Consider the following 24,962-nt stretch of genomic DNA (forward strand, 5'->3'; position numbering starts at 1 on the left):
CCTTTACAAAGGGTACACTTTATTTTTGAGTCAGCCTTTTTTTCAATCCACTTTGAAAGCAAATAACACTAAGTGTACCAACAAGTAAGGACAATGTTGAAACGTGTAATAGGACTGCACCTAAACTTAAATGTGTATAAATCAAAAGTGCACCACTTAACCCTTGAATAAAAATTAATAGGAAGCAAATAAGGCTTAAGCGATAAACGTCCGGACGAATAATTCGGTCTTTTTTTGCTAATCGGATGAGAACGTAAAGTAGAATGATTAGACCGAGTGCAAACAGGCGATGGGTGACATCCACCCAGAAGGCCATTCCAACATCTACAAAGTGTTCTGTCGGAATGGGAAATCCTCGAAATGCTCCACCAGATCCAGTTTTGGCAACATACCCTCCAAAGTAAATCGCGGCATATAGAAATATAAAAGTAAACCACGAAAGATTAGTGAATGAGGAGGACATCTTCCCATCATATTGAATTTTCTTTTCTTCAAGGTAAATAAAATAAGCAATATTAAACAAAGCGGAAAAGGAAATGAGCGCGATTCCAAGATGTGCCGCTAAGAGTAATGGCGAAAGTGAAATCATTACTGTTAACGCTCCAAGTGTGGATTCTCCCAAGATTCCTAAAATGGCAAAGAGAACTAACCATTTTATTGTCCTCGATTTATAACGAAACCACGAAATGAAGGAAACAATGAATAATAAAATACTCGCAAGACCAACAACTATTCGATGCGTGTACTCAATAACAGAGTGGTAGTCATTAAAGTCAGGAATCAACTTTCCATTACATAGAGGATAACCAGATCCACAACCCATAGCTGAATTGGTCATTGTATCAATAAAACCAATAATATTAACTAAAAAGATTGAAGCTGCTGCAATAAAAGAGAGCCAAAAGTAACGCATGATTCACATCCCCTTATAGAATTCCGATTACCATGAATGAGAACATCCCTAAAATATAAAACAAGGAACAAATAAAAGTAAGTTTGGCCCATTTGAAGTGATCATCTGCTTCTTTCAACATTTTCCATGTGCAATAAAGAAGAGCACTGTTAAAAAGTAGGGCACCAGCTAGGTAAAAATAATTTAAATCTCCAATTGCATAAAGAACGATGGAACATGTAAATAAGAGAAGCATATAAAAAAGACTTTGTCTTTTTGTAGAGCGAGCTCCTTTTACTACAGGCATCATGGGGATTCCGGCTTTAGTATATTCATCATTTTTATATAAAGCAAGTGCCCAGGAATGCGGTGGCGTCCATAGAAAAATGATCATAAACATTAACCATGCTGTCGTGTCTAAACTGCCAGTTACAGAAGCCCAACCAATTAAAATTGGAAATGCTCCAGCTCCTCCACCAATGACAATATTTTGCGGTGTTCTACGTTTTAACCACATGGTGTAAACGACAGCATAATAGAAATATCCAGCAGCATTTAAAAAGGCTGTAAGGGGATTTACAAAGAGAAAAGCGATTACAACGGATAAAATACCGAGGGAAATACCAAACCAAAAAACAGCTGTAGGGTCGATTAATCCAGCAGGAATTGGACGCTTAGCTGTCCGCTCCATAATAGGGTCAATATCGCGATCATACCACATATTTATTGCCGCAGAGCCTCCAGCTGAAAGCGATGCACTCAAAAGCATGGCAAATATTACTGATATTGATGGAACATCTCTTTGGGCAACAAGCGCCGCGCAGAGTGATGTAAAAACAAGCATTACCAATATTTTTGGTTTTGTTACTTCTATATAAGGCGAAATTATTTGAGTCCACCGCATAAACCGAGTAGGCGAATTTTGCTGAATATCTTGATAAACTGCCAAAGATCCCACACTCCTTTTTTAAAAGAAAATAGTTACTCTGTATTTCAATAGTTTATATGTGCAAGCAGCCCGAGCCCGAGAGCTAGCAGGGCGCTTGCACCTTTCTTTAGCTAATTATTATTGAACTTGAGAATTAAACGACATAATCCAGATTGAGCCAACTACAATAGTTGTTACAAAGACAAGACCTAAAACTAGGGCTACTACATTGTATCTCGGACCTTCTCCGTCACGAATATGCATGAAGAAGAACAATTGAACAATAAATTGCAAAATAGCTGCAATTAAGATACTAACAAGAAGTGCTGTTTTTCCTAACATATGTTCCAAGACCAAAACGAGTGGGATGACAGTCAAAATAATCGAAAGTATAAAACCTATAACATACGCTTTGATTGATCCATTGTGATTATGGTTTGACATGTTACATCACCCCCATCAAGTAAACTACTGTGAAGATGAAAATCCAAACAGCGTCTAAAAAGTGCCAGTACAGACTAATGATTGTAATCTTTCGTTTGGTAACAGAGGTAATCCCTTTGCGAGAAAGTTGAAAAATCAACCCAATCATCCAAAGAATACCAAACGTAACGTGGAGCCCATGTGTTCCTACTAATGAGAAAAAGGAAGTTAGGAAGGCACTTTTAGAAATAGTAGCCCCTTCAGCAACCATTGTTGTAAACTCATTGATTTCAAACCCAACAAATAGTGCACCTAGAGCAGCAGTGACGATCAACCAGTTGATAAGTGCTTTTTTGTTCCCTTTATGCATAGCTAAAACGGCTAAACCGCTCGTAAACGAACTAATTAATAGAATAAATGTTTCAATGATAAATCCTGGAATATCAAAATCCTTAGATGTGAAACCACCATTTGTATGGTTATGCAATACAGCATAACCTGCAAAAAATGTAGCAAATAAAAGACAGTCGGTTACAAGAAAGATCCAAAACCCTAAAACTTTTAACCCTTCCTGGTCTACATGACCATGCTCATCATGGTCAGAAACATGAGCAGAAACGCTTTGTTGCATGCTTATAACCTCCCTAAAGCTTTTTCAGTTTGTTCGACTTCTTCAGCCGATATATAATAATCTGTATCATATTGGAATGAACGAGCGAATAATGTACCCGCAACACCTATTAATCCTGCAAATCCCATCCAATTCCATTCAAATGTAAATCCAAATCCAGCAATAAACCAGAATACCGCCATGATGAAAGGAATACCAGTGTTTTTCGGCATATGAATAGCCTCAAACTTGATTGGTTCCTTTTTGTATCCTGCTTTTTTCATATCTTCTTTACGGTACCACCATGCATCGCGGTCTTTTACTACGGGCAATGTGGCAAAGTTGTAAATAGGTGGTGGAGAGGCAATTGACCACTCTAATGTTCGGGCATCCCAAAAGTCGCCTGTTACATCGCGTTTACCATATTTAATACTGTAAAGAATTTGCCAGACTTGGAATAGGAAAGCAATACCCATCAAGAAGGCTCCGATAGTTGAGATAAAGTTAAGTGGAGCCCAACCCATATCCCAGCCCATTGCATCATTATACGTATAAATGCGTCGTGTCATTCCCATGAAACCTAGGGCATACTGAGGCATGAAACAAACATAGAAACCAATTTGCCACAACCAAAATCCCCATTTTCCTAAACGTTCATTTAATTCAAATCCGAAAATTTTCGGGAACCAATAGTACATACCTGCAATGTAACCGAATACTACACCACCGATTAACACTTGGTGGAAGTGAGCAATAAGGAAATAGCTGTTGTGATATTGATAATCAGCAGGTGCTGCAGCGAGCATTACTCCTGTTGCTCCACCGACAAGAAAACATGGAACAAATGCCATCGTCCACAGCATTGGAAGTGTAAATTTAATTCGACCATGGAACATAGTAAACAACCAGTTGAATATTTTTACTCCAGTTGGAATTGCGATAATCATGGTACAAATCGCAAATACAATATTTACATTAGCACCAGCACCCATTGTAAAGAAGTGGTGTGCCCATGTGTAATAGGAAACCACACTTATGGCAATCATTGAAAACACCATTGAGCTGTATCCAAAGATGCGTTTTCTGGAGAATGTTGCAACAACCTCAGAGTAAACTCCGAAAGCAGGCAAGACAACGATGTAAACCTCAGGGTGGCCCCACATCCAAATCAAATTCACATACATCATTGGGTTACCACCAGCTGTCATCGTGAAGAAGTGACCACCAAGTAAACGGTCAATAGTAAGCATTGCTAATGTAACAGTTAAAATAGGGAATACTCCTAAAATAGCGATAGAAGCTGATAATACGGACCATGAAAATAGCGGCATATCTCTTAACCGCATTGATGGCGTGCGCATTTTTAAAATTGTCACAATAAAGTTAATTCCGGTTGCTAAACTACCGATACCTGAAATCTGAATACCCCAAATCCAGAAATTTTGACCTGGGCCAGGACTAAAGGCTTTTTCAGATAAAGGTGGGTATGAAAGCCAACCTGCATCAGCAGATCCACCAATTACAAAAGAAATATTAAAGAGCATGGCACCAATGAAGAATAACCAAAAGCTTACTGCATTTAAAAACGGAAAGGCTACATCTCTTGCTCCAATTTGCAAGGGAATTACCATGTTAAATAAAGCAAACATAAACGGCATTGCCATAAATAAAATCATGATTGTGCCGTGAGTAGTGAAAATTTCATTATAGTGTTCAGAAGGTAAAAAATGATTATTAGGAATAGCTAATTGTAGCCGCATTAAAATAGCATCTACTCCACCGCGAAAAAGCATAAGTAATGCAGAGATAAGGTACATTATTCCGATCTTTTTATGATCAACAGTTGTTAGCCATTCTCTCCAAAGCCAATTCCATTTTTTAAATTTGGTGAGAAAGAATACAATGGCGATTGTCGCCAATGCAATCGACGCATCGGCACCATATATCATAGGGTCGCCTGTAACAAAAAAATGCGATTTTTGCATAAAAATTTCCTCCTGATTCGTTATTTTACTTTCCCATATCCATGCCGGACATATCCATGTTGTCACCCATATCATTCATATGATGATAATATTTTCCACCATTTTTATTAACGATATCTTTAAACAAACCCTTTGGATAAGAAGAAAAGCTTAATTCTTTTTCGATACTTGGTTTAGCCAACGTTTTATATCCTGCTTTTGTTAAGACAGGGGAGGTTTTCTTTATGCCCTCTGCCCATGTATTAAAATCAGATTGTTTTACAGCTTTTACTCTAAATTGCATATGTGCAAAGCCTTTTCCGGTAAAGTTGGCACCAGAGCCAAAATATTCTCCAACTTTATCCGCTTGAAGCCAAAGTCCCATAGACATACCAGGCATCGTATATTCTTGTCCTCCTAATTGAGGAATCCAGAAAGAATTCATTGGTGCATCAGAAGTTAAAATGAACTGAACAGGAACTCCCGCAGGAATCTCCGCGTAATTAACGGTTGCAACCTTTTGCCCAGGATATGTAAACATCCATTTCCAATCCAAAGATGTTACCTGAACTACAATTGGTTTTACATCTTTTACAGGGGGTTTTGTTAAATTAATTGTGGTTTTAGCGGTGTAAACACCAAGAATGGCGATAATAACAACCGGAATTCCCCACCATATAATTTCCAACAACTTACTATCAGCCCATTCTGGGTGATAAGGAGCGTTGTTGCCAGGCCTGTCTCGATAACGCACTACAATATAGATAAATATTCCTAAAACAGGAATAATAACGATAGCGCATAAAATTACTGAAATAATAATTAATTGTAACTCCTGGTGGGCGACAGGTCCTTTTGGGTCAAGAACAATAAATTTGCTTTTATCGCAACCGGACAAAAGTACCATCCCCAATAAAGCTAAGAAAGAAAATTTAGCAGTTTGGATCCATTTACTCAATGTAAGTTCCCCTTTCATTTGGGATAATTTTTGTATTAACACTATAATGATAGTGAAATTCTTTTACTAATATATCATAAAGTTTATCAAATTAGAATAAATATTTACTGAAAATCACTTTAAAATAAAATTAATTAAAAAAATAATTCAAAAAGCGGGTTTTATCTTAAAAGGGGGCCTTGCATTTTTCAATATACTGAAGGATTTGAGAGTTAAAAGAGGAGTAAATAGTGATTTTGGTATGCGTTAAACATCACAGTATAGATGTGATGTTTAACACATGAAAATCAATCATTTTGTGATATGAGGTTAACAGCATGTTTATGATAGTAACATGGATTTTCAAGTATAAAAAGAAAAATCGATCGAAATTCATCTTCCTTTTTTTATGAAATTTTATATTGCAAAATAGTAAATCCTCAAAAAAATAGGCAATGAAGTTGCGTTCCCATTCATAAGAATGGGATAATAAAGTGAATACATATTGAATAGGAGAGTTAAGTTATGAATTGTAAAATAAATCGCAATGCGGCAAAAGAGTTAAAAAAGATGCTGGAAAGAGAAGATGCAAATGGAAAAATGTTCCGTGTGTTTGTCAGCCATATGCATGGAGATCATGCTCATTATGAAATAAAGCTTGATACACCTACTGAAAACGATGAAATAGTCAAGACTGACAAAGATATAGATATTATCCTTGAAAAGGGTCAAGAATTCTTAGACGGAGTGTGGATTCAATTTTTCCATGTACCACAAGATGAGTGGGTTATCACCAATCCTTCTAAAGATGCACACGGTCATGGCCACCATCATTAAAAAAAGATCCAGGGAACTTCAGTAATGTGAATATTGTTACCCTGTTATTTTTTGAATGGAGAAGCTTCTTTCTCTAAAGTACCCTGCCACCTATCCTAAACAGATAGGTGGTTTTTTTTATTTTATTAGGCTCTTTTCTTAAACTTTGTTGCTATTTGAAACTAAATTAGAATGGTACTCCAGTTTACCGATGAAAACTGTAGGAAGTTTTTAAGAAAAGAGCACGATACCATAGTTATTTCGGGTTTTTAGACTAGGTACGAAAAACAACAATCTAGGCGAGTCAGCCTTTTATTAAAATAATTGCCTAAAAAATGTAGCGTTAGGGGGAGCTGATCAGTCTATTAGGGTGGAGGTGGTCAAATGGGAAGGCCTTCCCGCCAGGATGATAATCCAATCTTCTCAAAGGAACCATCCAAAGCAGTAGAAGAAATGATGGATTGTTATGGTTCACTTGTAATTCGTACTGCCTATTTTTACGTAGGTGATCGTCATCTAGCAGAGGATATTAGTCAAGAAGCATTTATGAAAGCCTATCGCAATTGGGAGAAATTTCGGGGTGATAGTAGTGTAAAGACCTGGATAATTAGGATAACAATCAATTTATGCCATGATAAAATGCGACTAAAAGGATGGACAGAGCAGCCAACAGAACCAAGTTATTTAAATGGCCCATTACACTACAACCTTGAAGAAGAGGTTATTAAAAGACTTAACAAAACTCAAATTCTAAAACACGTTCTAAATTTACCTTCACATTATCAAGAAGTTTTATATTTGTATTATTATCTTGACTTAAATACGGTAGAAATAGCCTATATCACAAGAAATCCTGAAGGAACAGTCCGTGGAAGGCTTCATCGTGGAAGAAAATTACTAGGTGAAACACTTAAAAAGGAGGGGTTCGATTATGACCAATCCGAAAAATGAACTCAAGACTCAATTAAATAAAGAATTTGATCTAGTTTTGTTTGAGTCACTAGACTTCCACTTAGAACTGAAGGGTAGAGTAAGAGAGAATATCAAATTTAATAAGAAACAAACTGGGTTAAAAAATAAAACCACAAATCGTATGATCAGAGCTATCATTTTTGCAGCAGTAATTTGTTTATTTTTGCCGTCATCGATTACAATTCGAGATTCTGATATCTATCAAACATCTAATCAAGGTAGCAAAATGGATACATTATTAAAAAGTGATAGAAATACTAAATTAATCATGGAGCCTGATACGATAAAATCTTGGGATTTGAAAAAAGAAAGTGATGCGTTGGAATCGTTGGGTGGTAACTTGGTACTTCCAACATATATTCCAAACAATTTTAAACCTGAAAGGCTTCGTGTATTGGGTACTAGTAAGGAGCAGGCTGATAAGGCAATCTTCACTTATGTATCAGGGAGCCAATCTTATTTGATTATTGTGGAGAAAAGTTCCATTCAAACTAAACCAGTAGGTTATATAGAAGTAGATCTCAATGGTGTAACAGGTTACTTGAAAAGTGTTGAAAACAATGAGGCAGAGCTTCAGTGGGTTCAGAATGGCTTTCGCTACACAATTAATGGATTAATCTCAGCTGAAGAAGTAGTAAAAATAGCTAGATCACGTAAGTAATAAATAATCGGGGGAATTTAATATGAAAAAACTAGCAACACTTCTAATGGTGCTTTGCTATTCTTTGATCACAACCATAACAGTATTTGCAAATTCAACTACTATCCTAGAAAAACAAAAAGAAGTAGATCATTATATCTTCGAAGTGAAAAAAGACGAACTAGCAAAAAAGGGAATTACCGTTACACATACAGTCCCGCTAGAAAACCAAGTTGAAATTGGGATTACTCCCTATAATAGAGAAAATGCAAATTACTTTTATAAGGCTTTTGGAAAGGTTGATGTGAAAGTGGTCGAAGGTGAGCAGGCTGTAACCATGACTGAAAACAGTACGCAAAAAACGTCGATAATAGCTGATGAAACTCCCAAAAAAGATTCCCCCAATTATACGGCAATCTATTTAACCGGAGCCGTCATTGTTGGGGCAGGAATCCTCTTGGTAATGAAAATGAAAAAAGCTATAAAATAGTAGGCTTTGTTAAATCTATTTGATAAAAACGATATTTGACTCAAGCGTGTGTCACCACAGTGACACACGCTTTTACATATTCTGGAGCTCATTAACCGTAACAAATTTATACCCTTTTTTAGATAAAGAATCTAATATACCTTCAATGGTTTTAAGTTCATTGCCCGTTTTATCATACATTGGATGCAACAAAATGATTGATCCAGGTTTCACATTCTCATTTACATACTTTACTTTGTCAGTTACGGATGTAAAATAAGTGTCCGGTTCGAGATTCCAAGTAATAGTATCCATATGATTTCTATGTAAATAATAAGGTAAGGCAATTAGTTTTTTACCATTTGGTGGTCGGAAGTCAATTTCACCCATATAACCAGTTTTACGAATTAAGTTATTGGTCTCATCAATTTCCCTTTTTATGTAGGAGTATTTTTTAAAAATCATTCGATTATGTGAATAGGTATGATTACCAATCTGATAGCCTGCTTCGGCTAGTTTTTTTCCTTCAATTGGGTTTTTCTTTAGCTCATTGCCAATTAAAAAAAAGGTAGCCTTTGCATGATATTTATTTAAAAGAGGTGCTATTTTATCAACATTTTTAGTTGGTCCGTCATCGAATGTCAAAGCAACAACTTTTTTATTTGTTTGTACATGACTAGTTAATCCACCAAATAGCTGGAATGTTCTTGAATTCATCAGTTTATATGTACCGAAGAAAAAAAGGAATAATAATAACAGGATTCCCCCAATTGCAACCATTATTTTTTTCATTATTTGTCTCCCAACTTTAACTTTTCATTGCCCATTTCACTAGTTGAAATTTTAATTGGCATCAGCTCTAAATAAAAAGTATAGTGAAAAATGCTAACATGTCAATCCACTAATACATTGTAAAGGATAAGAGTAAAAGAGAAACGCCGTCATACTGTGACGGGTTAACTTCAGAGGTACAAACAATCAAATCACATAAGAAATCACAGTGTATTTTTTATTGTTATATCTAAAGGGAGTTTAATTTAATAAGGATATGAAATAATGAGGTTTTATGTCATATTTGACCAAAATTGTGAAGGAAAGAGGAGAATAGAATGTTCTCCTCTAAGAATCAATCTTTTAAAATCCATTCTTTTACAACAAAAGTGGAAGAACCACTCTTAATTAACGGGTCTGAATTTCCAATTTTAGTGGCTTCATCTAAGGAATTGCTTTTAATAAGGTAAGCACCACCTGATCCATCACTAAATGGACCATAAGCTTCCAGCTGCTTATTATGTTTGAGCTTATCGAGGAAATCATAGTGAGGTTTAACAAAATCATTGTTGAAATTTTGAGTCCTTGTAGTTGTAATCAAATAAAGGTTCATGTAAAGGCTCCTTATCTTTATTTTTGAAAATTATACCATAATGAATGATTTCAGTGAAAAAAGTTTATCTCATAGTACGAAAATTCTACGATGAATTGTTTTGCCATAATCAGACATCAAATGAGTACCATCTTTTGTTAGTATTTTTAATCCTACAGAGTTTGAAGCAAATATAATTAAACATCGGATGAAAGTAAACTTGACAGAATGTTTTATAGATAGTAATATCTTGTACGTAAATATAATGTTTAAATGATTTCTTTTAAATATAGATAAATTTAGCATACGGTAAATAGTTTCCTATTGACTTTATGAAAAAGGAGATCTATAGAAAGTAGAAATTAAAAATACTTCCATTTTTAAAAGAAAAGAATTTGATAAAAGGTAGACTATTTAAACGCCAAATAGGGCAGTTAAAAGTAAACCGGCAATTTTTTAAAGTTTGATGGTTTTAAAATGACCATTAAATTTAAAAATTGCCGGTTTTTTTATTTACAAAAACTAAAACAAAAGATTCATATTATAAAGAATTTGTTAACTTTGTATCTACAATTTCTATGGGGGAGAGCTAAGATGTTCCATTATTTTGAGCTTATTTCATTGCCAACTGCATTTTTAACCGTGTGTGCAGTTTCTTTGTTAAGCGCAATTTCCATACTATACGTAAGGATTCCCTTACATTTTGTTCGTTTTCACATAGGTATTATTTCGTTACCTCCAATCGTCGCCTTGTTGGGGCTTGTTTCAAACAATGGATGTGTGATAGTTGGTCCTTGGCGTTTTGATTCCCTATCATGGCTCCTAGCCTTTTTTGTCCTTACAATTGGTTTAATTGTACAGCGCTATTCTGTTCGATACTTATTCGGTGATCATTCTTATCGAAAATATTTTACGCTGATGACACTCACTACGTCTGCCGGCGCCCTTACCTGGCTCAGTAATGACCTTCACCTTCTGTTGGTTTGTTGGGGAGCTACACTTTTGGGACTGACATGGCTTATAAGATTAAATAAAAAGTGGCAGGTGTCCAGAAAAGCCGCTTCCATTTCAGGGCGACAATTTTTACTCAGTTGGCTTATCTTGTTGCTTGCTGTAATCTGGATTACACAAGCCACGGAACACTGGCAGCTATCGATCATACTTGAGAAAAACAATCTTTCACAACTAGCTTCATGGGAGAAGACGTGTATAAACCTCCTTTTGATAGTGGCAATGGTAATTCCGTCTGCACAGTATCCTTTCCAACGTTGGCTATTAGACTCGGTAGTGGCTCCAACGCCTGTATCTGCTGTCATGCATGCTGGAATTGTGAATGCCGGTGGTCTAATGCTGACTCGTTTCGCACCGCTTTTTACCAGCGATTCAGCACAGATAATTCTACTCATTTTGTCTGGTATTTCAGTGCTACTGGGGACCGGAATTATGCTGGTCCATGTAGACTATAAACGACAACTGGTTGGCTCAACCATTGCCCAAATGGGGTTCATGCTAATCCAGTGTGCATTAGGCGCCTATTTGGCAGCCATTATTCATGCTATTTTACATGGGCTATTTAAAGCGAGCCTTTTCTTACAGTCCGGATCCGCGATTCATTATAACGGGTCGTTATCCTTCAAGGACCGTCCGTTGCCCTATTTATGGACCATGACCGGAGGGATTTTAGGTCTCCTTATGGGGATTGGTTATTGGCTTGCTTCTCAAGGAGAGGATTATCAAATGATCAGTACCCTAATTTTAGGATGGTCGGTGACATTTGCTTGGAACGGGCTAGTGGCTTTTGGTTACGGTTGTATTGGTCGAATTGCGGGATTTACTTTCCTTGCAGGAGCGGCATTCATGTTCAACATCATCCATTCCGCCTTAGACAGTCTGTTACATGAAACTGTTCTGAATGGAAGTCAACCACCTGCACCTGCAACCATCTTGGTCCTGTTTATCTTGCTGGGTGGCAGTGCTTTTGGTTTATGGTTAGCGAACAATCGTTCCTCAACTGTATTCGCAGTTATTTATCTATTGCTCGTACATTTGGGTGAGCCTCACAAAGATTTAGTTGAAAGCCATCCAAAATATTTGGCAAAATACTTGTCTAATAGGAGGTCGTTTAGATGACAACGACATTAGCCAAAACATTAGATTGGGAAAAGGTATCTGAAGATCTCGGTCTTGATATTCATGATTTAGTAAAATCAGCGAGCAAAGTCATCGCACCACTTAGTCCTATTAGCAAGTTTGCGGCACGCAGCCCCTGGATGGGCTTAGAACGGCAATCATTTGAACAGATAGCACGTCGTTTCAAAGACATTTGCGATGTAGAGCTATTTCCCAATAATTCTGTATTCAAGACTGCACGGAATCAAGGAGAAATTGATCTGAATTTTCTAGAAGTAGGACTTCAGCAATGGCTTGATAAACAGTCTTTCAAACTCCCACGCATGACTGTAGAACAGTTTTGCCGCGCTGCACTTTTGCAGGATAAGCCTTCTTCCAAATTGACGGTACTTCCCGAAGTAAAAAGAATGGCAAAGAAATTAAGTGGATTTAAGTCCGAGATGAAGGTAAGACAATCAGTACAAACTTCTAGTCAGCGTTTTGATCAGATTTGCGATGTGGGGATGTCAAGGGATCTCAACCGCCATATGATTAAGTGGTGTAAATTGTTCTTGGATGAGTCTCAGGCTGTCTGGTCTATGCCAAATCGCGAGGAAGGTTTCTATCATGCATGGCGCAGAATTGTTTCCTTTGACCCAGATATAAGTCCTGAGGCGCGAAAGCAGCTTAAAAATTTGCCGAAGGAAGCTGACGCTGCTTTAGAAGAAGCCTTATCGCAATTAGAAATACCTGATTCAGAGGTTCAAGAATATCTTGAAGCACATTTACTTGCCTTGCCAGGATGGGCAGGAATGATGCTCTGGAGAACGCAGCAACAAATTAAGGAAAGCTCTTTACTTACTGACTATTTGGCTGTACGACTTTCCTTGGAGTTGGTTTTGATTAAGCCTAATCTTCCTTTAACTAAGCAAAAAACGGAAGTGGGAGTGTTCCTAGAATCGTTAATTGCTGCTTGGCTCCACTGGGGGAACCTGCCAATCAATGCTTGGTCACAGTTGCCCTCTGCAGAACAAAAAGCTCGTTTGACCCTTGCTTGGCGGTTTGATAAGATTATCCGCAATAGACTTTGGATGGAAGCTTGGGAAAAAACATATGAAGATCAATTAATGAAAAAAATCATCTCAAAGAAGCAGACTGCAGATCAAAGTAAGCCAGCAGTAGCACAATTTGTATTTTGTATTGATGTGCGATCAGAGCCTTTTCGCCGCAAACTTGAAAATGTAGATTGTTTTGAAACCTTTGGAGCAGCTGGGTTTTTCGGCTTGCCGATTGAAACCTACAAACTGGAAAGAGAACATAGCCATAGTTCCTTACCGGTAATGTTAAAACCACAATTCAAAGTAAAAGAATTTTTGCCTGAATATGAATACAAAAAATTTCACCAAAGGTTGCAGTCAGTACATTCACTTAAAGACACATTTAAAAAAATGAAACAAAACTTGCTTGCAAGCTTATTACTGCCGGAGATCAGTGGCCCATGGCTTAGTATGCAAACACTGACCCGTAGTTTTATGCCAAGCGGCACAGGACGCCTCTTCAAGAAAATTCTTGACAAATGGATCATGAAACCTGCAGTGGAATTAACGCTAGACCGTATTCATACTTCTAAAACGGAGCTACCGGTTGGTTTTTCTGAAGAAGAGAAAGTGCATTATGTAGAGCAGGCTTTAAAAATGATGGGACTCACAGATAATTTTGCTTCATTAGTGGTGATTTGCGGACATGGTAGTTGTAGCACCAATAATCCCTACGCTGCTTCTCTCGACTGCGGGGCATGTGGTGGCGCATCAAGCGCTTTTAATGCGCGGGTTCTGGCAGCTTTGTGTAACCTTCCAAACGTAAGGCAGTCCCTCCAGGCAAAGGGAATTTCTATTCCGAAAGATACCGTTTTTGCAGCTTCAGAGCATATTACAACAGTCGATGAATTACATTGGGTCTATCTTCCGAAACTTTCAGATACGGCTAAAGCAGCATTTGCCCGCATTCAAGCTTTACTACCAAAGGTTAGTGAAGAAGTAAACGCCGAGCGAATCCCGAAATTGCCAAATCTAAAGGTTAACTGCAAAAATCCTAAAGCTGAAGCTGAGCGCCTTTCAGAGGATTGGAGTGAGGTACGTCCGGAATGGGGGCTGGCGGGTAATGCGGCGTTTGTTATCGGGGAGCGAAGGCTGACTCGGGAGCGGAATCTAGGAGGGAGAGTTTTTCTACAAAACTATAACTGGAAAAAGGATAAAAGTGGTTCACTTCTTGCCAGCATTATTGCTGGACCGGCAACGGTTTGTCAATGGATTAACCTGCAATATTACGCTTCAGCCGTTGCACCTCATTATTATGGAAGCGGAAATAAAGCAACCCAAACAGTGACAGCAGGAATCGGAGTCATGCAGGGGAACGCCAGTGACTTATTAGCCGGACTTCCCTGGCAGTCGGTTATGCAATCGGATCAATTGGTCTATCATGCACCTCTAAGGTTGCTGGTGGTGATCCAAGCACCAAAGGAATATGTGGAACGATTGTTGAATCATGATCAGCCATTCCAACAAAAAGTTCAAAACGGATGGCTTCGGCTATCATCCATTGATCCAGAAGGAAACTGGAAGAGTTGGTCTTAGCGTTTGCTTCGGTGTGAAAAAAATATTTATATGCAATAACTATTATAGGGTATTAAATTATACAGCCATTTAATAGTACAGAAGGGATAGGGATCAATATGGATAAGTCAAAAGGCACTCTTGAAGCTGAAATCAGTAAAGCATTAACTCAATGGGAGAAAAGCTATCTTGGACGCGGTTCAATATCTGTTAAGTCTGATATCTTCCGAGATATGATTATTGTTACATTGCATCGAATTTTAACCCCTGCTGAATATTCACTATGTAAGGATAAAGAGGGATTGTTATCAATAAAAAAGATACGAAACAGCTTGGTGGAATCCGGTCAAGAAGAATTAAAGCATATTATATTTTCGCTAACAGGTCAGGAAGTAGTAAGTTTTCATACCGATATTAGCACCCAAACCGGTGAAAGGGTCATGGTCTTTAAACTTTCAGGAGATTTGGAAGATAAAATGTCATAAAAACAATGGGACTTTACTAGTACAAAATGTTTTTTATGGACAATTTTTGTTAGGGCAAGAAATAGCTCAATTAATTGGAATTGGAACTTAAATTCAGTTAAATAATGGGGTGAGCTTAATGAAAATTGATGAAAAGAAAAAAGTGTTGTTTGTGATTGGAATGGAGCAAAATCCGGAAAGTATAATGAAAAAGATTACTAGTCTTCAACCGAATACTATTTTAATCTGGCAATGTTATGGACTAACCATTACACCATTCAGTGATTTAATGCGAGACATCATCATTGCTATTTATCAAGAAAATGTTGAAGAAATATTCGTTATCGTATCAAAAGATGAGCAAAAGGGTACAAGAGAGATTTTTAAGAAAATATATGAAAATAAAGGTTTACAAGATAAAATGCAAACATTGGATTATCTGTTTAAAAATTGCATGGCGGAATTTCCTAAGGGAAACATTAGAGAATGGCTGGAGGGCAGCGAAACTTCATCCAACAGCATGCAAAATATTGTCAACGTCATTCGAAATCATCCGTTGATGCCCTCAAATGTGAAGGTTACAGAATTCTTATTAGAGAATGAAAATCAATCAAAAACTGTCGTTCTCTAAGTAGGTAAATCCGTTTATCCAACAGCAGTAATCAGGAAGACTTTTATGCATTCCTCGCACGCTTCCTTCATGAAGATCAGCATTCTAGCTGATTTTTTTTTAGCTAAGCAGAATTTATTTCCATAAATTCTGCTAGTGCATAAGGGCTACTACGCTTCTGTCATCGCTCTTAGGGGCTCGCCAATCAGCGAGTTTTCTTTCTAATTTCTTTTACTCTTATCTTCTACAATCTATGAAGCGGTTGATTACCTTGTCATTAACCATAAAAATATTATGTAAACTATATTTATTTTTGATAAATCAAATGAAAAAATGATATTCTATTGTTTAGATATGACAGAAAGGGAGTAATTTGCCTGGATAACTTCAAAAGTGATGCGGAGATTAAATTAATTGCACTTGATATGGATGGGACACTTTTAAATGAAGAAGGCGAAATTTCTATTGAGAATCGCCAAGCAATAAAAGAAGCGAAAGAACAAGGTATATATGTAGTCCTTAGCACTGGGAGGTCTTTACTGACATGTAGAAGCCATGCTGAATCTCTTGAATTAACCTCATATTTAGTCACTGTTAACGGAAGTGAGATATGGAATGATCAAGGACAGTTAGTAGAAAGAAAACTTGTCCACTCTGATCAAATTCAATGGATGTTGAGCCTTGCCCAAAACCACAAAACAAACTATTGGGCAATTAGTACCGACCGTACTTGGCAAGATGAGATGCCAGACGATATACATGCATTCGAATGGCTTAAATTCGGATTTAGCACTACAGATGATGATAGTAGGGGAATTATTTTAAAAGAACTCCAAAATAGAGGAATGTTTGAAATCAGTAATTCAAGTTTGGAAAACCTTGAAGTAAATGCTGCAGGTATCAATAAGGCTAAAGGACTTGAAATAGTTTGTGAAAAGCTAGGGATTGAAATGAATCATGTAATGGCAATTGGCGATAGTCTGAATGATATTGCGATGATAAAAGAAGCTGGACTAGGGGTTGCAATGGGAAATGCCCAAGAAGTAGTGAAGGAAACTGCAGACTGGGTAACCGCAACAAATAATGAAGATGGGGTAGCGGTGGCTATTCGAAAATGGGTACTGTAAAATAATAATTTGCCAACAAATATGGCTACAACTTTACAAAAGATTTTATTAGGGAACACGGTGAAACAACAAGTGAAGGCCGAAAAAGAAGCTAAATCTTAAACCCATAAGTAGAAAAAAACTCTGATAGGAGTAGAACTTATGAAATTCAAAATTATTGAAAGAAATCATTTTCAAGTGGTAGGGATTAAACGTCAGGTTTCATGTGTCAATGGGGAAAATCATGCGCTTATTCCAAAAATATGGGACGAAGTTAACAAGGATGGGACAGATGATTTATTATTTAAACTGAATAATGGACAAATTAAAGGAGTTCTTGGTATTTGTGTTGAAACAAACTCAAAACAAGTAATAGATTATTGGGTAGCGACTGAATTTGATGGCGACACACCCGAAGAGCTGTTGGAACTGGAAATCCCCAAATCTAAATGGGCTATTTTTGAGGTACACGGTCCTATGCCAAATGCAATGCAGAACGCTTGGAAGCAAATATTTTCGGAATGGTTTCCTTCAAGTGACTATCAGCATACAGGAGCGCCAAATTTAGAAGTATATCCAGAAGAAAACCCATACAGACCAAACTATTATTCGGAAATTTGGATCCCTGTAGACTAAAAAAAGAAATTATATAGGGAGGTGCAAATTTGACTACATATATTGCTTTGTTACGAGGAATTAATGTTGGCGGACACAACAAAATTAAAATGGCCGAATTGAAACAACTATTCGAAACCTTGGGTGTTAAAAATGTTCAAACCTATATTCAAAGTGGTAATGTCCTATTTGAATCAGAAGAAGAAGCAGATACTTTATGCCACCGAATTGAGACCGAGATTCAGAAGGTTTTCGGTTTTTCAATCACTGTTGTGATAAGAACCGCATTAGAATTAGAACAGATTATTAAGAATTGTCCCTATCCAACTGATAACCTTGCAGAAGGGCAGAGCCTTCATTTAGCTTTTTTAGCAAAATTGCCTTCACAGGAACGAATCGATCATTTGCTTACCTTTAAAAGTGAAATGGATGAGTGCCAATTGGTAGGAAAACAGGTTTATTTATTTTTACGCCAAAGCATTCTCACTTCAAAACTAGCTGTCCAACTTCAAAAGTTAGGTGTTCAGGTAACTGTTCGTAACTGGAAAACAACAAACAAGTTAGCTACTTTGTCAAAATCAATGAAATGAAAAGGAGGGACAACAAATCAGTGGGGAAAGCCACGATTAATTGTCCCTTTCATTTAGTCCCCATGAACGATTGCTTTTTCATGTATAGCCTTGACCTGAATCTTTTTTTCTTTTGAACCGAAAAAGGAAAATAAATAGCAACCTGTTATTACGATAATGCTGCCTAGTAATTCAGTCCATGTCATTTGTTCATTTAAAATGAAAAACGCTAGAATTGCAGTGAAGATTGGATTGAAATTCAAGAATATCCCCGAATTTGTTGCCCCTATTTTTTGAACTCCCATATTCCATAAAAGCATGCATACAACAGTTGAAATGACTCCAGTATAGAGAATAGCACTAATAAAAGAGGTATTCACATTGATAATATGAAAATGGGTAAGATTAAAGGGCATAACAGTCAATACACCGAAAACACCTGAATAGAATGTTGCCATCAATGGAGATACTTTTTTCATTGCCCATTTTCCGCAAACAGAATATATCCCCCAGACGATGACGGCTGCAATCATCCAAAGATCACCGCTATTAAAATGTAGGGAAATAAGCTGATTGAGTTCACCCTTTGAGAGGACAACGAGAACCCCAAATAATGAAATCATCATTGAAAAAATTTGCGGAAGCTTTATTTTTTCATGGAGTAATAGTGCTGATGAAACAGCAATCGAAATGGGGTTTAATGTTGAAATTAATCCTACGTTTGTGGCAGAAGTACGTGCCAATGCTAAAAATTGAAACATATTGAATAATACTACACCCATAAATCCCATTAGAAATAACGGTAAAATCGAATCCTTAGGAATACGCAGGCTTTTTTCTTTTTTCAATACCAATGGTAAGAGTAATACGATTGCAATTAACCAACGTAAAATGGTTAATGTCATTGGGGAAGCATGCTCCACCAGAAATTTACTAAAGACAAAATTTCCTCCCCAAAGAAAACTAGTTAATAACAAAATCAATACGTAAAAAATTGGCATCAAAATGGCCCCTTTAAAAATCAAATCATTACTATATTTTTATGTTAATAATTTTAACAGAATCTATATTAATATTGTGTATTATTTCGTATAATAAATTAAGAAAAGAATAATGAAAAGCAAAAAGAATATTGGCAGAATATTATTCTGTTTGTCAATTGATAAATAAATGGATAATGAAGAAATGAATGTTTGCACATGAAAGGTGCTGATTTTTTTGCTAGATGCTACTGATTTTTTGATTCTGAATAGTTTGCAAAAAGAATCACAGATAAGCAATGCTGATCTTGCCCGACACGTCAATTTATCTCCACCTGCAACACATGCCCGAGTAAAAAGGATGGAAAAGGAAGGATATATTGATCAGCAGGTTGCTATTTTAAACCATAGAAAACTTGGTTTTGATTTACTCTGCTTTATATTTGTGAGTACAAATATTCATCAGAAAGAACAACTTGAAAATTTAGAGGGTGCAATGAAAACTATGCCAGAAGTGCTTGAATGTCACTGCTTGACTGGAGAGTATGATTATCTATTGAAAGTAGCAAATCGAAATCGTGAGGAGTTGGAACGATTTATTAGAAAACTAAATTTGCTGTCCGGAGTAAATCGGATTCAGACGAGTTTATCGTTACGAGAAATTAAGTTTTCAACCGCATTGCCGATTCTGGAGTGATAAAATAAATAAATAGTAATAAGATGGTATAAAGGGAGGGATATTGTTGTATGTTGTACGTTCAAGTCATTGAAAAGAAAGAAATGAAGGTTGTTGGAATCCCATGGAACGGCTCCTATTCACAAATTAACAAGATTCCAGGTTTGTTTGCAGAATTACAAATGCGGTTGGATGAAGTCTTAGATCAAACTGATGAACCGGTTATGATTGCCCCTTTCCATAGCAGGGAAACAGAATTGACCTATTATGTTACGACACCAGTCGAGAAAATAACCTTTGTTCCCGACGGTATGGTAGGGTTTACGATTCCAGCGAAAAATTATGTTTATGCAACACACAATGGAACTCCGGGGGAAATTGATCATACATATTCCAAAATATATTCTTGGATGAAAGAGTACGGATATGAAAAAGACCACCATGCATTAAGCTTAGAAGTGTATGATAAAGACTTCAAGAGGTTGAATTCATCAAAAAAACAGCTATCATTTGATATTTACATACCGATCAAGAAGGGTTAAAGTATATATATTCACAAATGTCAAAGCTGTTTTTGAAAAAGTGGACAATTAAATTTCCTTTTTCGAAAAGTTTAAGTATAATTATATTCATATAGTTGAATAATTCCTTCGGGGTTGGGTGAAATTCCCTACCGGCGGTGATGAAGCAATGGCTTCTAAGTCCGTGACCCGGTTAACATTGTTAAGCGGTGGATCTGGTGAAATTCCAGGGCCGACAGTTAAAGTCTGGATGAGAGAAGGAGAAAACTGGATCAGAAAAGGGAGACGCATGTCCTCATTTTTTAATCTTGCCTTTCTTATTGTCTTGTAACGGACCCGAAGTGTTTTTCCTTCTGGGTCCTTTTTATATTGTTGAAAAGGGGCGGAGCATCGCAAAAATAAATCTGAAAATCTAATTTGAGCGTGGGATAACTTTTTCCATAACAATATATGTGAAGCAGTGCTCACACTGCCTGATTATGTTGGATCGTTCATTTACCGATACATCATGGTGGGTGGCGTTTAAGCCCCAAATACGTTTTCTATGAATTTCATATAATAGAAGGAAGAGGTTAAAATATGTTTACCGGAATTGTTGAGGAAATTGGCTCCATCTCAAATATCCAAAAGACCGGGGAATCGTATGTCCTATCCATTGAAGCAAAAAAAGTTCTTGAGGATGTTCAGCTTGGTGATAGCATCGCTGTCAATGGCGTATGTCTAACCGTAACTTCTTTTTCAGGTAAATTTTTTAAGGTGGATGTAATGCCTGAAACTGTTAAATCCTCGAGTTTACGGACGCTTAAACGCGGTTCTCACGTCAACCTTGAACGGGCGATGGCTGCAGGTGGAAGATTTGGTGGACATTTTGTCTCAGGCCATATCGATGGAACAGGTGTGATTAAGAGCAAAAAACCATTTGAAAATGCAGTTTATTATGAAATTGAACCTGACAAAGAATGGCTGAATTATATTATTTTAAAAGGCTCTATTTGTGTCGATGGGACAAGCTTAACCGTGTTTGAAGTGACTGAGAATAGTTTTACAATTTCCTTAATCCCCCATACGATGTCTGAAACGATTTTAGGTGGTAAAGATTCAGGAGACGTTGTGAATTTGGAATGCGATATGATTGGCAAATATGTTGGGCATTTCTTAAATGGATCGGCAAATGGATCGAACAAAAAAGGAAAAGGTAGTCTTACTGCATCGTTTCTAGAAGAAAATGGATTCAAGTGAGGAGAGTTGTCTAGTGTTTAATTCGATTGAAGAAGCTGTTAATGAGCTAAAACAAGGAAAAATGATTATTGTTTGTGATGATGAGGATAGGGAAAATGAAGGTGACTTAATTGCATTAGCGGAAAAAGCAACACCAGAGGTTGTTAATTTCATGGTGACACATGCAAGAGGACTAATGTGTGTACCTATCGAAGAAGAATTAGCACATAAACTTAATTTGGAAGCAATGGTTTCAAACAATACAGATACAAATAAAACAGCTTTTACAGTTAGCATCGATCATAAATTTTCAACAACCGGAATCTCTGCTTTTGAGCGCTCTGCAACAGTATTAAGTATGATGGACTCGGATGCAAAAGCCGATGATTTTAAACGTCCTGGTCATGTTTTTCCACTCATTGCTAAAAATGGTGGTGTACGAGAACGTTCAGGTCATACAGAAGCAGCTGTTGATTTAGCAAAACTAGCAGGTTCTAAACCAGCTGGTGTAATTTGTGAAATTTTGAACGAAGACGGAACAATGGCACGAGTTCCAGAACTGAGGAAAATTGCTGATCGCTTTCAATTAAAAATGATTACGATAAAAGATTTAATACACTATTTAAATCAAATACACGAGAAAACACACAAATAAATTGGTGGAGGAATTATAATGGGACACACTTTTGAAGGAAATTTAGTTGGGACAGGTCTGAAAATTGGTATCGTTGTAGGACGTTTTAATGAGTTTATTACAAGTAAATTATTATCCGGTGCACAGGATGCTTTAAAGAGACATGGAGTAAATGAAGCAGATGTTGATATAGCTTGGGTTCCAGGTGCATTTGAAATTCCATTGATTGCCCAAAAAATGGCAAATAGTAAAAAATATGATGCAGTTATCACATTGGGAACCGTTATTCGTGGTGCAACTCCACACTTTGATTATGTTTGCAATGAAGCAGCAAAAGGAGTTTCAGCAACAGCATTAAATAGTGGTGTTCCAGTAGTTTTTGGTGTTCTAACAACAGATTCAATCGAACAGGCAATTGAAAGAGCAGGAACAAAAGCTGGAAATAAAGGTTGGGACTCAGCGAGCTCAGCAATTGAAATGGCTAATTTATGTAAGAGTATCGAGCAATAGGAAATAGAAATTCCAGTTGGGACTAACCTTCTTGTAGAATCATAACAAATCAGAAATTCAGCAAAATTTTTCTGATTTGCGTGGTCTCTTTGTGGGGAGGTAGTCCTTTTCTTTTTCAATAAAACTATATACAAATCGATCTATTAACTTATATAATTATCATGACATAAAAAATCAAGCCAATAAAAACAGGTGCTAAAATCGTTTGGTTTTAGCTTAAAAGGGAAGTTTGGTTAAAAACCAACGCGGTCCCGCCACTGTAAATGGGAGCAACCTATAAGATGTCACTGTCTATAATAGATGGGAAGGCATAGGAAGCGATGACCATGAGCCAGGAAACCTGCCTGTTATTTTGCACCAGTAACCTACGCGGATAGGAGGGTGTTGAGATCAATACGGGCAGTTTAACGTATTCTTCTTAACCTACATAACTCCTCCTCCTTTATAGGGGGATTTTTTTATGCAAAAAAAATTAGCTATAGGGGGAAAAGAAAAAGATGGTAAGACGTAATGCAAAAATACTCTTGGTATTCCTGTTTGTTTTTGGGCTAGTCTTAAGTGGGTTTCAGAGGCAAGTTTCAGCTGCAGAGCAAGTGGCAAAAGGAACAATTACTGTTGAAGGAAATACGGGTACACTTGTACCAGCAACGGCAGTTACCTATGAGCAAGGTGAAACGGCTTTCGATGTATTAGTAAATGCGGTTGGTGAAAATAATGTCCATTATTCAAACGAATCCTATGGAAAAATGATTACAGGAATCAATGGATTAGAAGTTCAAGGAACGTTTTTTTGGGGTTTCTACATCAATGGGATTTCTGCTCCAATTGGAGCAGATTCTTATAAGGTTCATGATGGTGATCAAGTAAGTTTCCGCTATATTGATTGGACGAAAACACCTGAAAATACTGCTTCTGTTAAGGTTGTTGGAAATAATAATAAGGTCCTAATTACTCCTTCACCAATTGAAATTATCGGTCATCCGACAGCCTTTCAATTTTTACAAGTTGCAATTGGTGCAGAAAATGTAGGTTATAGCGATTCACAATACGGAAAAATGATCAATACGATTAAGGGCCTTGCCGCAGAAGGGTCCAATTACTGGGCATTCTACGTTAATGGGAAAATGGCAAGTGTTGGAGCAGACAGCTATCCACTTCAGCCTGGTGATCAAATCAGCTTCCAGTATGAGTCTTGGCAAGCCCCAACGAATGGGGACCCAAACGCCGGAACGGCAGAACCGGCCAAAACCGGAACTGCTACGAAAGAGATGATCCAAAAGGCACTCAATGGAACAAGTCAATATGTCCTGAAAAATCAAGTTACGGATTGGGAAGCCATTGCTTTAAAACAAGCAGGAAAAAGTATTCCATTAACATATTTAGAAAACGTAAAGAAGCTAGTGAAAGAGAAGAACGGTCATTTTTCTAAAATCACCGATACGGAACGACATGTATTAGGGATTGTTGCAGCAGGTGCTGATCCAACAACGATTGAAGGTTTTAACCTAGTAAAGTCCATTTATAATGGCAATGTTACAAAGCAAGGATTAAATGGTGTGGCATATGCGCTAATTGCTCTAGATAGTGCAAACTTTCAGGTACCAAATTCAGCTATATGGACGAGACAGAAATTAGAAAACCAACTATTGGAGAAGCAAAATAAAGATGGTGGCTGGACATGGGATGGAAGTACAACAAGTGATCCTGATACTACAGCAATGGTCTTAACTGCTTTGGCTCCCTATAAAAATAAGGTAAATGTGAAAACCAAGGTTAACTCAGCGGTACAATTTTTATCTAAAAAGTTCCTTGATGGTAAAATCGATAACAGTTCAACAGCTGCTCAAGTAGTTATTGCCCTCTCAGCATTAAACATAGATGCAAATGGAGTGTTATTCACAAAAGAAAATAGCAGTCTAATGAACTTCTTGTTATCTTTCCAGAATACAGATGGCGGTTTTGATTGGCAGGGTGGGGATAAAAGTGATATTTTCTCAACTGAACAAGGTGTTCAGGCACTTGCGGCTTACAAGCTTAAATTGGAAGGGAAAGGCTCACTGTATCATTTACCTTTACTTGCCAAACAGCAACAACAAGTGGTGAAGAAACCGGCAAGTCAGCAGGGCCATCCATTGCCAAACACCGCAACGAATTCTCTAAATCTACTTACAATAGGTATGTTGCTTGTTCTAATTGGGTTCATTTTCTATGCCATGCAAAAGAAAAGGTATCTTAAGTAAGACTAATCGTCAGCATTTAGACTTTCGCTGATAAACAGTACATTATCGCCGATAAAATGAATTTTTCGCTGATATATTGTCATT

25 protein-coding genes, 1 pseudogene and 2 riboswitches are annotated in these 24,962 nt (G+C 37.1%); of the genes and pseudogenes, 17 read left to right on the forward strand and 9 right to left on the reverse strand.

All coding sequences use genetic code 11. The annotated features are described in order from the left end of the window. Positions 1 to 19: 19 nt before the first annotated feature. From RCG20_RS20785 to RCG20_RS20810, 6 genes are all read right to left on the reverse strand, one after another. Entirely contained in the window at positions 20 to 913 is an 894-nt protein-coding gene (locus RCG20_RS20785; protein WP_308182041.1) for a COX15/CtaA family protein, read from the reverse strand. A 13-nt stretch (positions 914 to 926) separates the two neighbouring features. Further along, positions 927 to 1,841 (reverse strand): heme o synthase, encoded by a 915-nt coding sequence (gene cyoE / locus RCG20_RS20790; RefSeq protein WP_308182042.1) that lies wholly within the window; start codon positions 1,839 to 1,841, stop codon positions 927 to 929. 117 nt (positions 1,842 to 1,958) lie between these two features. Beyond that, positions 1,959 to 2,264, reverse strand: coding sequence for a cytochrome o ubiquinol oxidase subunit IV (gene cyoD, locus RCG20_RS20795; RefSeq protein ID WP_308182043.1), 306 nt, complete (start codon positions 2,262 to 2,264; stop codon positions 1,959 to 1,961). 1 nt (position 2,265) lies between these two features. Continuing rightward, positions 2,266 to 2,874, reverse strand: coding sequence for a cytochrome o ubiquinol oxidase subunit III (cyoC, locus tag RCG20_RS20800; protein WP_308182044.1), 609 nt, complete (start codon positions 2,872 to 2,874; stop codon positions 2,266 to 2,268). 2 nt (positions 2,875 to 2,876) lie between these two features. Then, positions 2,877 to 4,838: a cbb3-type cytochrome c oxidase subunit I gene (locus tag RCG20_RS20805; RefSeq protein ID WP_308182045.1), complete on the reverse strand. Its 1,962-nt coding sequence runs from the start codon at positions 4,836 to 4,838 to the stop codon at positions 2,877 to 2,879. Between the two features lie 25 nt (positions 4,839 to 4,863). Then, complete coding sequence (locus RCG20_RS20810) at positions 4,864 to 5,775, reverse strand: ubiquinol oxidase subunit II (RefSeq protein ID WP_308182046.1); 912 nt, start codon at positions 5,773 to 5,775, stop codon at positions 4,864 to 4,866. 504 nt (positions 5,776 to 6,279) lie between these two features. Between RCG20_RS20810 and RCG20_RS20815 the strand changes: the two genes are divergently transcribed. The 4 genes from RCG20_RS20815 (at position 6,280) to RCG20_RS20830 (ending at position 8,672) form a co-directional block, all read left to right on the forward strand. Beyond that, positions 6,280 to 6,591 carry an iron-sulfur cluster assembly accessory protein gene (locus RCG20_RS20815; protein ID WP_308182047.1) on the forward strand — a complete coding sequence of 104 codons (312 nt, stop codon included), beginning with the start codon at positions 6,280 to 6,282 and terminating at the stop codon, positions 6,589 to 6,591. 363 nt (positions 6,592 to 6,954) lie between these two features. Beyond that, positions 6,955 to 7,521: a sigma-70 family RNA polymerase sigma factor gene (locus tag RCG20_RS20820; protein WP_308182048.1), complete on the forward strand. Its 567-nt coding sequence runs from the start codon at positions 6,955 to 6,957 to the stop codon at positions 7,519 to 7,521. Further along, on the forward strand, positions 7,502 to 8,203 hold the full coding sequence (locus RCG20_RS20825) for a DUF4367 domain-containing protein (RefSeq protein WP_308182049.1): 702 nt from the start codon (positions 7,502 to 7,504) through the stop codon (positions 8,201 to 8,203). The genes RCG20_RS20820 and RCG20_RS20825 overlap by 20 nt, the downstream gene beginning before the upstream one ends. Positions 8,204 to 8,225: 22 nt before the next feature. Next, positions 8,226 to 8,672 carry a hypothetical protein gene (locus tag RCG20_RS20830; RefSeq protein WP_308182050.1) on the forward strand — a complete coding sequence of 149 codons (447 nt, stop codon included), beginning with the start codon at positions 8,226 to 8,228 and terminating at the stop codon, positions 8,670 to 8,672. A gap of 72 nt (positions 8,673 to 8,744) precedes the next feature. Here the strand turns inward: RCG20_RS20830 and RCG20_RS20835 are convergent, their stop codons facing one another. Then, complete coding sequence (locus RCG20_RS20835) at positions 8,745 to 9,443, reverse strand: polysaccharide deacetylase family protein (RefSeq protein WP_374120493.1); 699 nt, start codon at positions 9,441 to 9,443, stop codon at positions 8,745 to 8,747. Positions 9,444 to 9,777: 334 nt separating this feature from the next. Next, positions 9,778 to 10,035, reverse strand: a complete 258-nt coding sequence (locus RCG20_RS20840) for a YciI family protein (protein ID WP_308182051.1) — start codon at positions 10,033 to 10,035, stop codon at positions 9,778 to 9,780. A gap of 573 nt (positions 10,036 to 10,608) precedes the next feature. Here RCG20_RS20840 and RCG20_RS20845 point away from each other — a divergent pair. The 7 genes from RCG20_RS20845 (at position 10,609) to RCG20_RS20875 (ending at position 18,120) form a co-directional block, all read left to right on the forward strand. Next, positions 10,609 to 12,144 carry an NADH dehydrogenase subunit 5 gene (locus RCG20_RS20845; protein ID WP_308184417.1) on the forward strand — a complete coding sequence of 512 codons (1,536 nt, stop codon included), beginning with the start codon at positions 10,609 to 10,611 and terminating at the stop codon, positions 12,142 to 12,144. Next, the gene (locus tag RCG20_RS20850) at positions 12,141 to 14,756 is read left to right on the forward strand and encodes a DUF2309 domain-containing protein (RefSeq protein ID WP_308182052.1); all 2,616 of its coding nucleotides are present in this window, start codon (positions 12,141 to 12,143) and stop codon (positions 14,754 to 14,756) included. Before RCG20_RS20845 ends, RCG20_RS20850 begins: the two co-directional genes overlap by 4 nt. 98 nt (positions 14,757 to 14,854) lie before the next feature. Next, a complete protein-coding gene (locus RCG20_RS20855; protein WP_308182053.1) occupies positions 14,855 to 15,220 on the forward strand; it encodes a Na-translocating system protein MpsC family protein in 366 nt (121 codons plus the stop codon). A gap of 118 nt (positions 15,221 to 15,338) precedes the next feature. Further along, positions 15,339 to 15,830 (forward strand): carbonic anhydrase, encoded by a 492-nt coding sequence (locus tag RCG20_RS20860; RefSeq protein ID WP_308182054.1) that lies wholly within the window; start codon positions 15,339 to 15,341, stop codon positions 15,828 to 15,830. 404 nt (positions 15,831 to 16,234) lie between these two features. Beyond that, positions 16,235 to 16,936 carry a Cof-type HAD-IIB family hydrolase gene (locus RCG20_RS20865; RefSeq protein WP_308184418.1) on the forward strand — a complete coding sequence of 234 codons (702 nt, stop codon included), beginning with the start codon at positions 16,235 to 16,237 and terminating at the stop codon, positions 16,934 to 16,936. A 141-nt stretch (positions 16,937 to 17,077) separates the two neighbouring features. Continuing rightward, positions 17,078 to 17,551 (forward strand): GyrI-like domain-containing protein, encoded by a 474-nt coding sequence (locus tag RCG20_RS20870; protein WP_308182055.1) that lies wholly within the window; start codon positions 17,078 to 17,080, stop codon positions 17,549 to 17,551. Positions 17,552 to 17,580: 29 nt separating this feature from the next. Then, positions 17,581 to 18,120, forward strand: coding sequence for a DUF1697 domain-containing protein (locus RCG20_RS20875; protein WP_308182056.1), 540 nt, complete (start codon positions 17,581 to 17,583; stop codon positions 18,118 to 18,120). A 53-nt stretch (positions 18,121 to 18,173) separates the two neighbouring features. Here RCG20_RS20875 and RCG20_RS20880 read toward each other — a convergent pair whose 3' ends face one another. Beyond that, positions 18,174 to 19,100 (reverse strand): DMT family transporter, encoded by a 927-nt coding sequence (locus RCG20_RS20880; RefSeq protein WP_308182057.1) that lies wholly within the window; start codon positions 19,098 to 19,100, stop codon positions 18,174 to 18,176. Between the two features lie 208 nt (positions 19,101 to 19,308). Between RCG20_RS20880 and RCG20_RS20885 the strand changes: the two genes are divergently transcribed. From RCG20_RS20885 to RCG20_RS20910, 6 genes and pseudogenes are all read left to right on the forward strand, one after another. Then, positions 19,309 to 19,776, forward strand: a complete 468-nt coding sequence (locus tag RCG20_RS20885) for an Lrp/AsnC family transcriptional regulator (protein ID WP_308184419.1) — start codon at positions 19,309 to 19,311, stop codon at positions 19,774 to 19,776. 50 nt (positions 19,777 to 19,826) lie between these two features. After that, complete coding sequence (locus RCG20_RS20890; protein WP_308182058.1) at positions 19,827 to 20,297, forward strand: GyrI-like domain-containing protein; 471 nt, start codon at positions 19,827 to 19,829, stop codon at positions 20,295 to 20,297. 100 nt (positions 20,298 to 20,397) lie between these two features. Next, positions 20,398 to 20,542, forward strand: a riboswitch (FMN riboswitch). A gap of 313 nt (positions 20,543 to 20,855) precedes the next feature. Continuing rightward, entirely contained in the window at positions 20,856 to 21,515 is a 660-nt protein-coding gene (ribE, locus tag RCG20_RS20895) for a riboflavin synthase (protein WP_308182059.1), read from the forward strand. 13 nt (positions 21,516 to 21,528) lie between these two features. Next, positions 21,529 to 22,125, forward strand: a pseudogene (gene ribB / locus RCG20_RS20900) (3,4-dihydroxy-2-butanone-4-phosphate synthase); the annotation flags it as partial. A 42-nt stretch (positions 22,126 to 22,167) separates the two neighbouring features. Next, positions 22,168 to 22,638: a 6,7-dimethyl-8-ribityllumazine synthase gene (gene ribE / locus RCG20_RS20905; protein WP_308182060.1), complete on the forward strand. Its 471-nt coding sequence runs from the start codon at positions 22,168 to 22,170 to the stop codon at positions 22,636 to 22,638. A gap of 173 nt (positions 22,639 to 22,811) precedes the next feature. Beyond that, positions 22,812 to 23,001: riboswitch (cobalamin riboswitch) on the forward strand. A 134-nt stretch (positions 23,002 to 23,135) separates the two neighbouring features. Further along, a complete protein-coding gene (locus RCG20_RS20910; protein WP_308182061.1) occupies positions 23,136 to 24,878 on the forward strand; it encodes a DUF4430 domain-containing protein in 1,743 nt (580 codons plus the stop codon). Positions 24,879 to 24,962 lie beyond the last annotated feature (84 nt).

This window comes from Neobacillus sp. PS3-40, from assembly GCF_030915485.1.
Lineage (GTDB): Bacteria > Bacillota > Bacilli > Bacillales > Cytobacillaceae > JAUZPL01.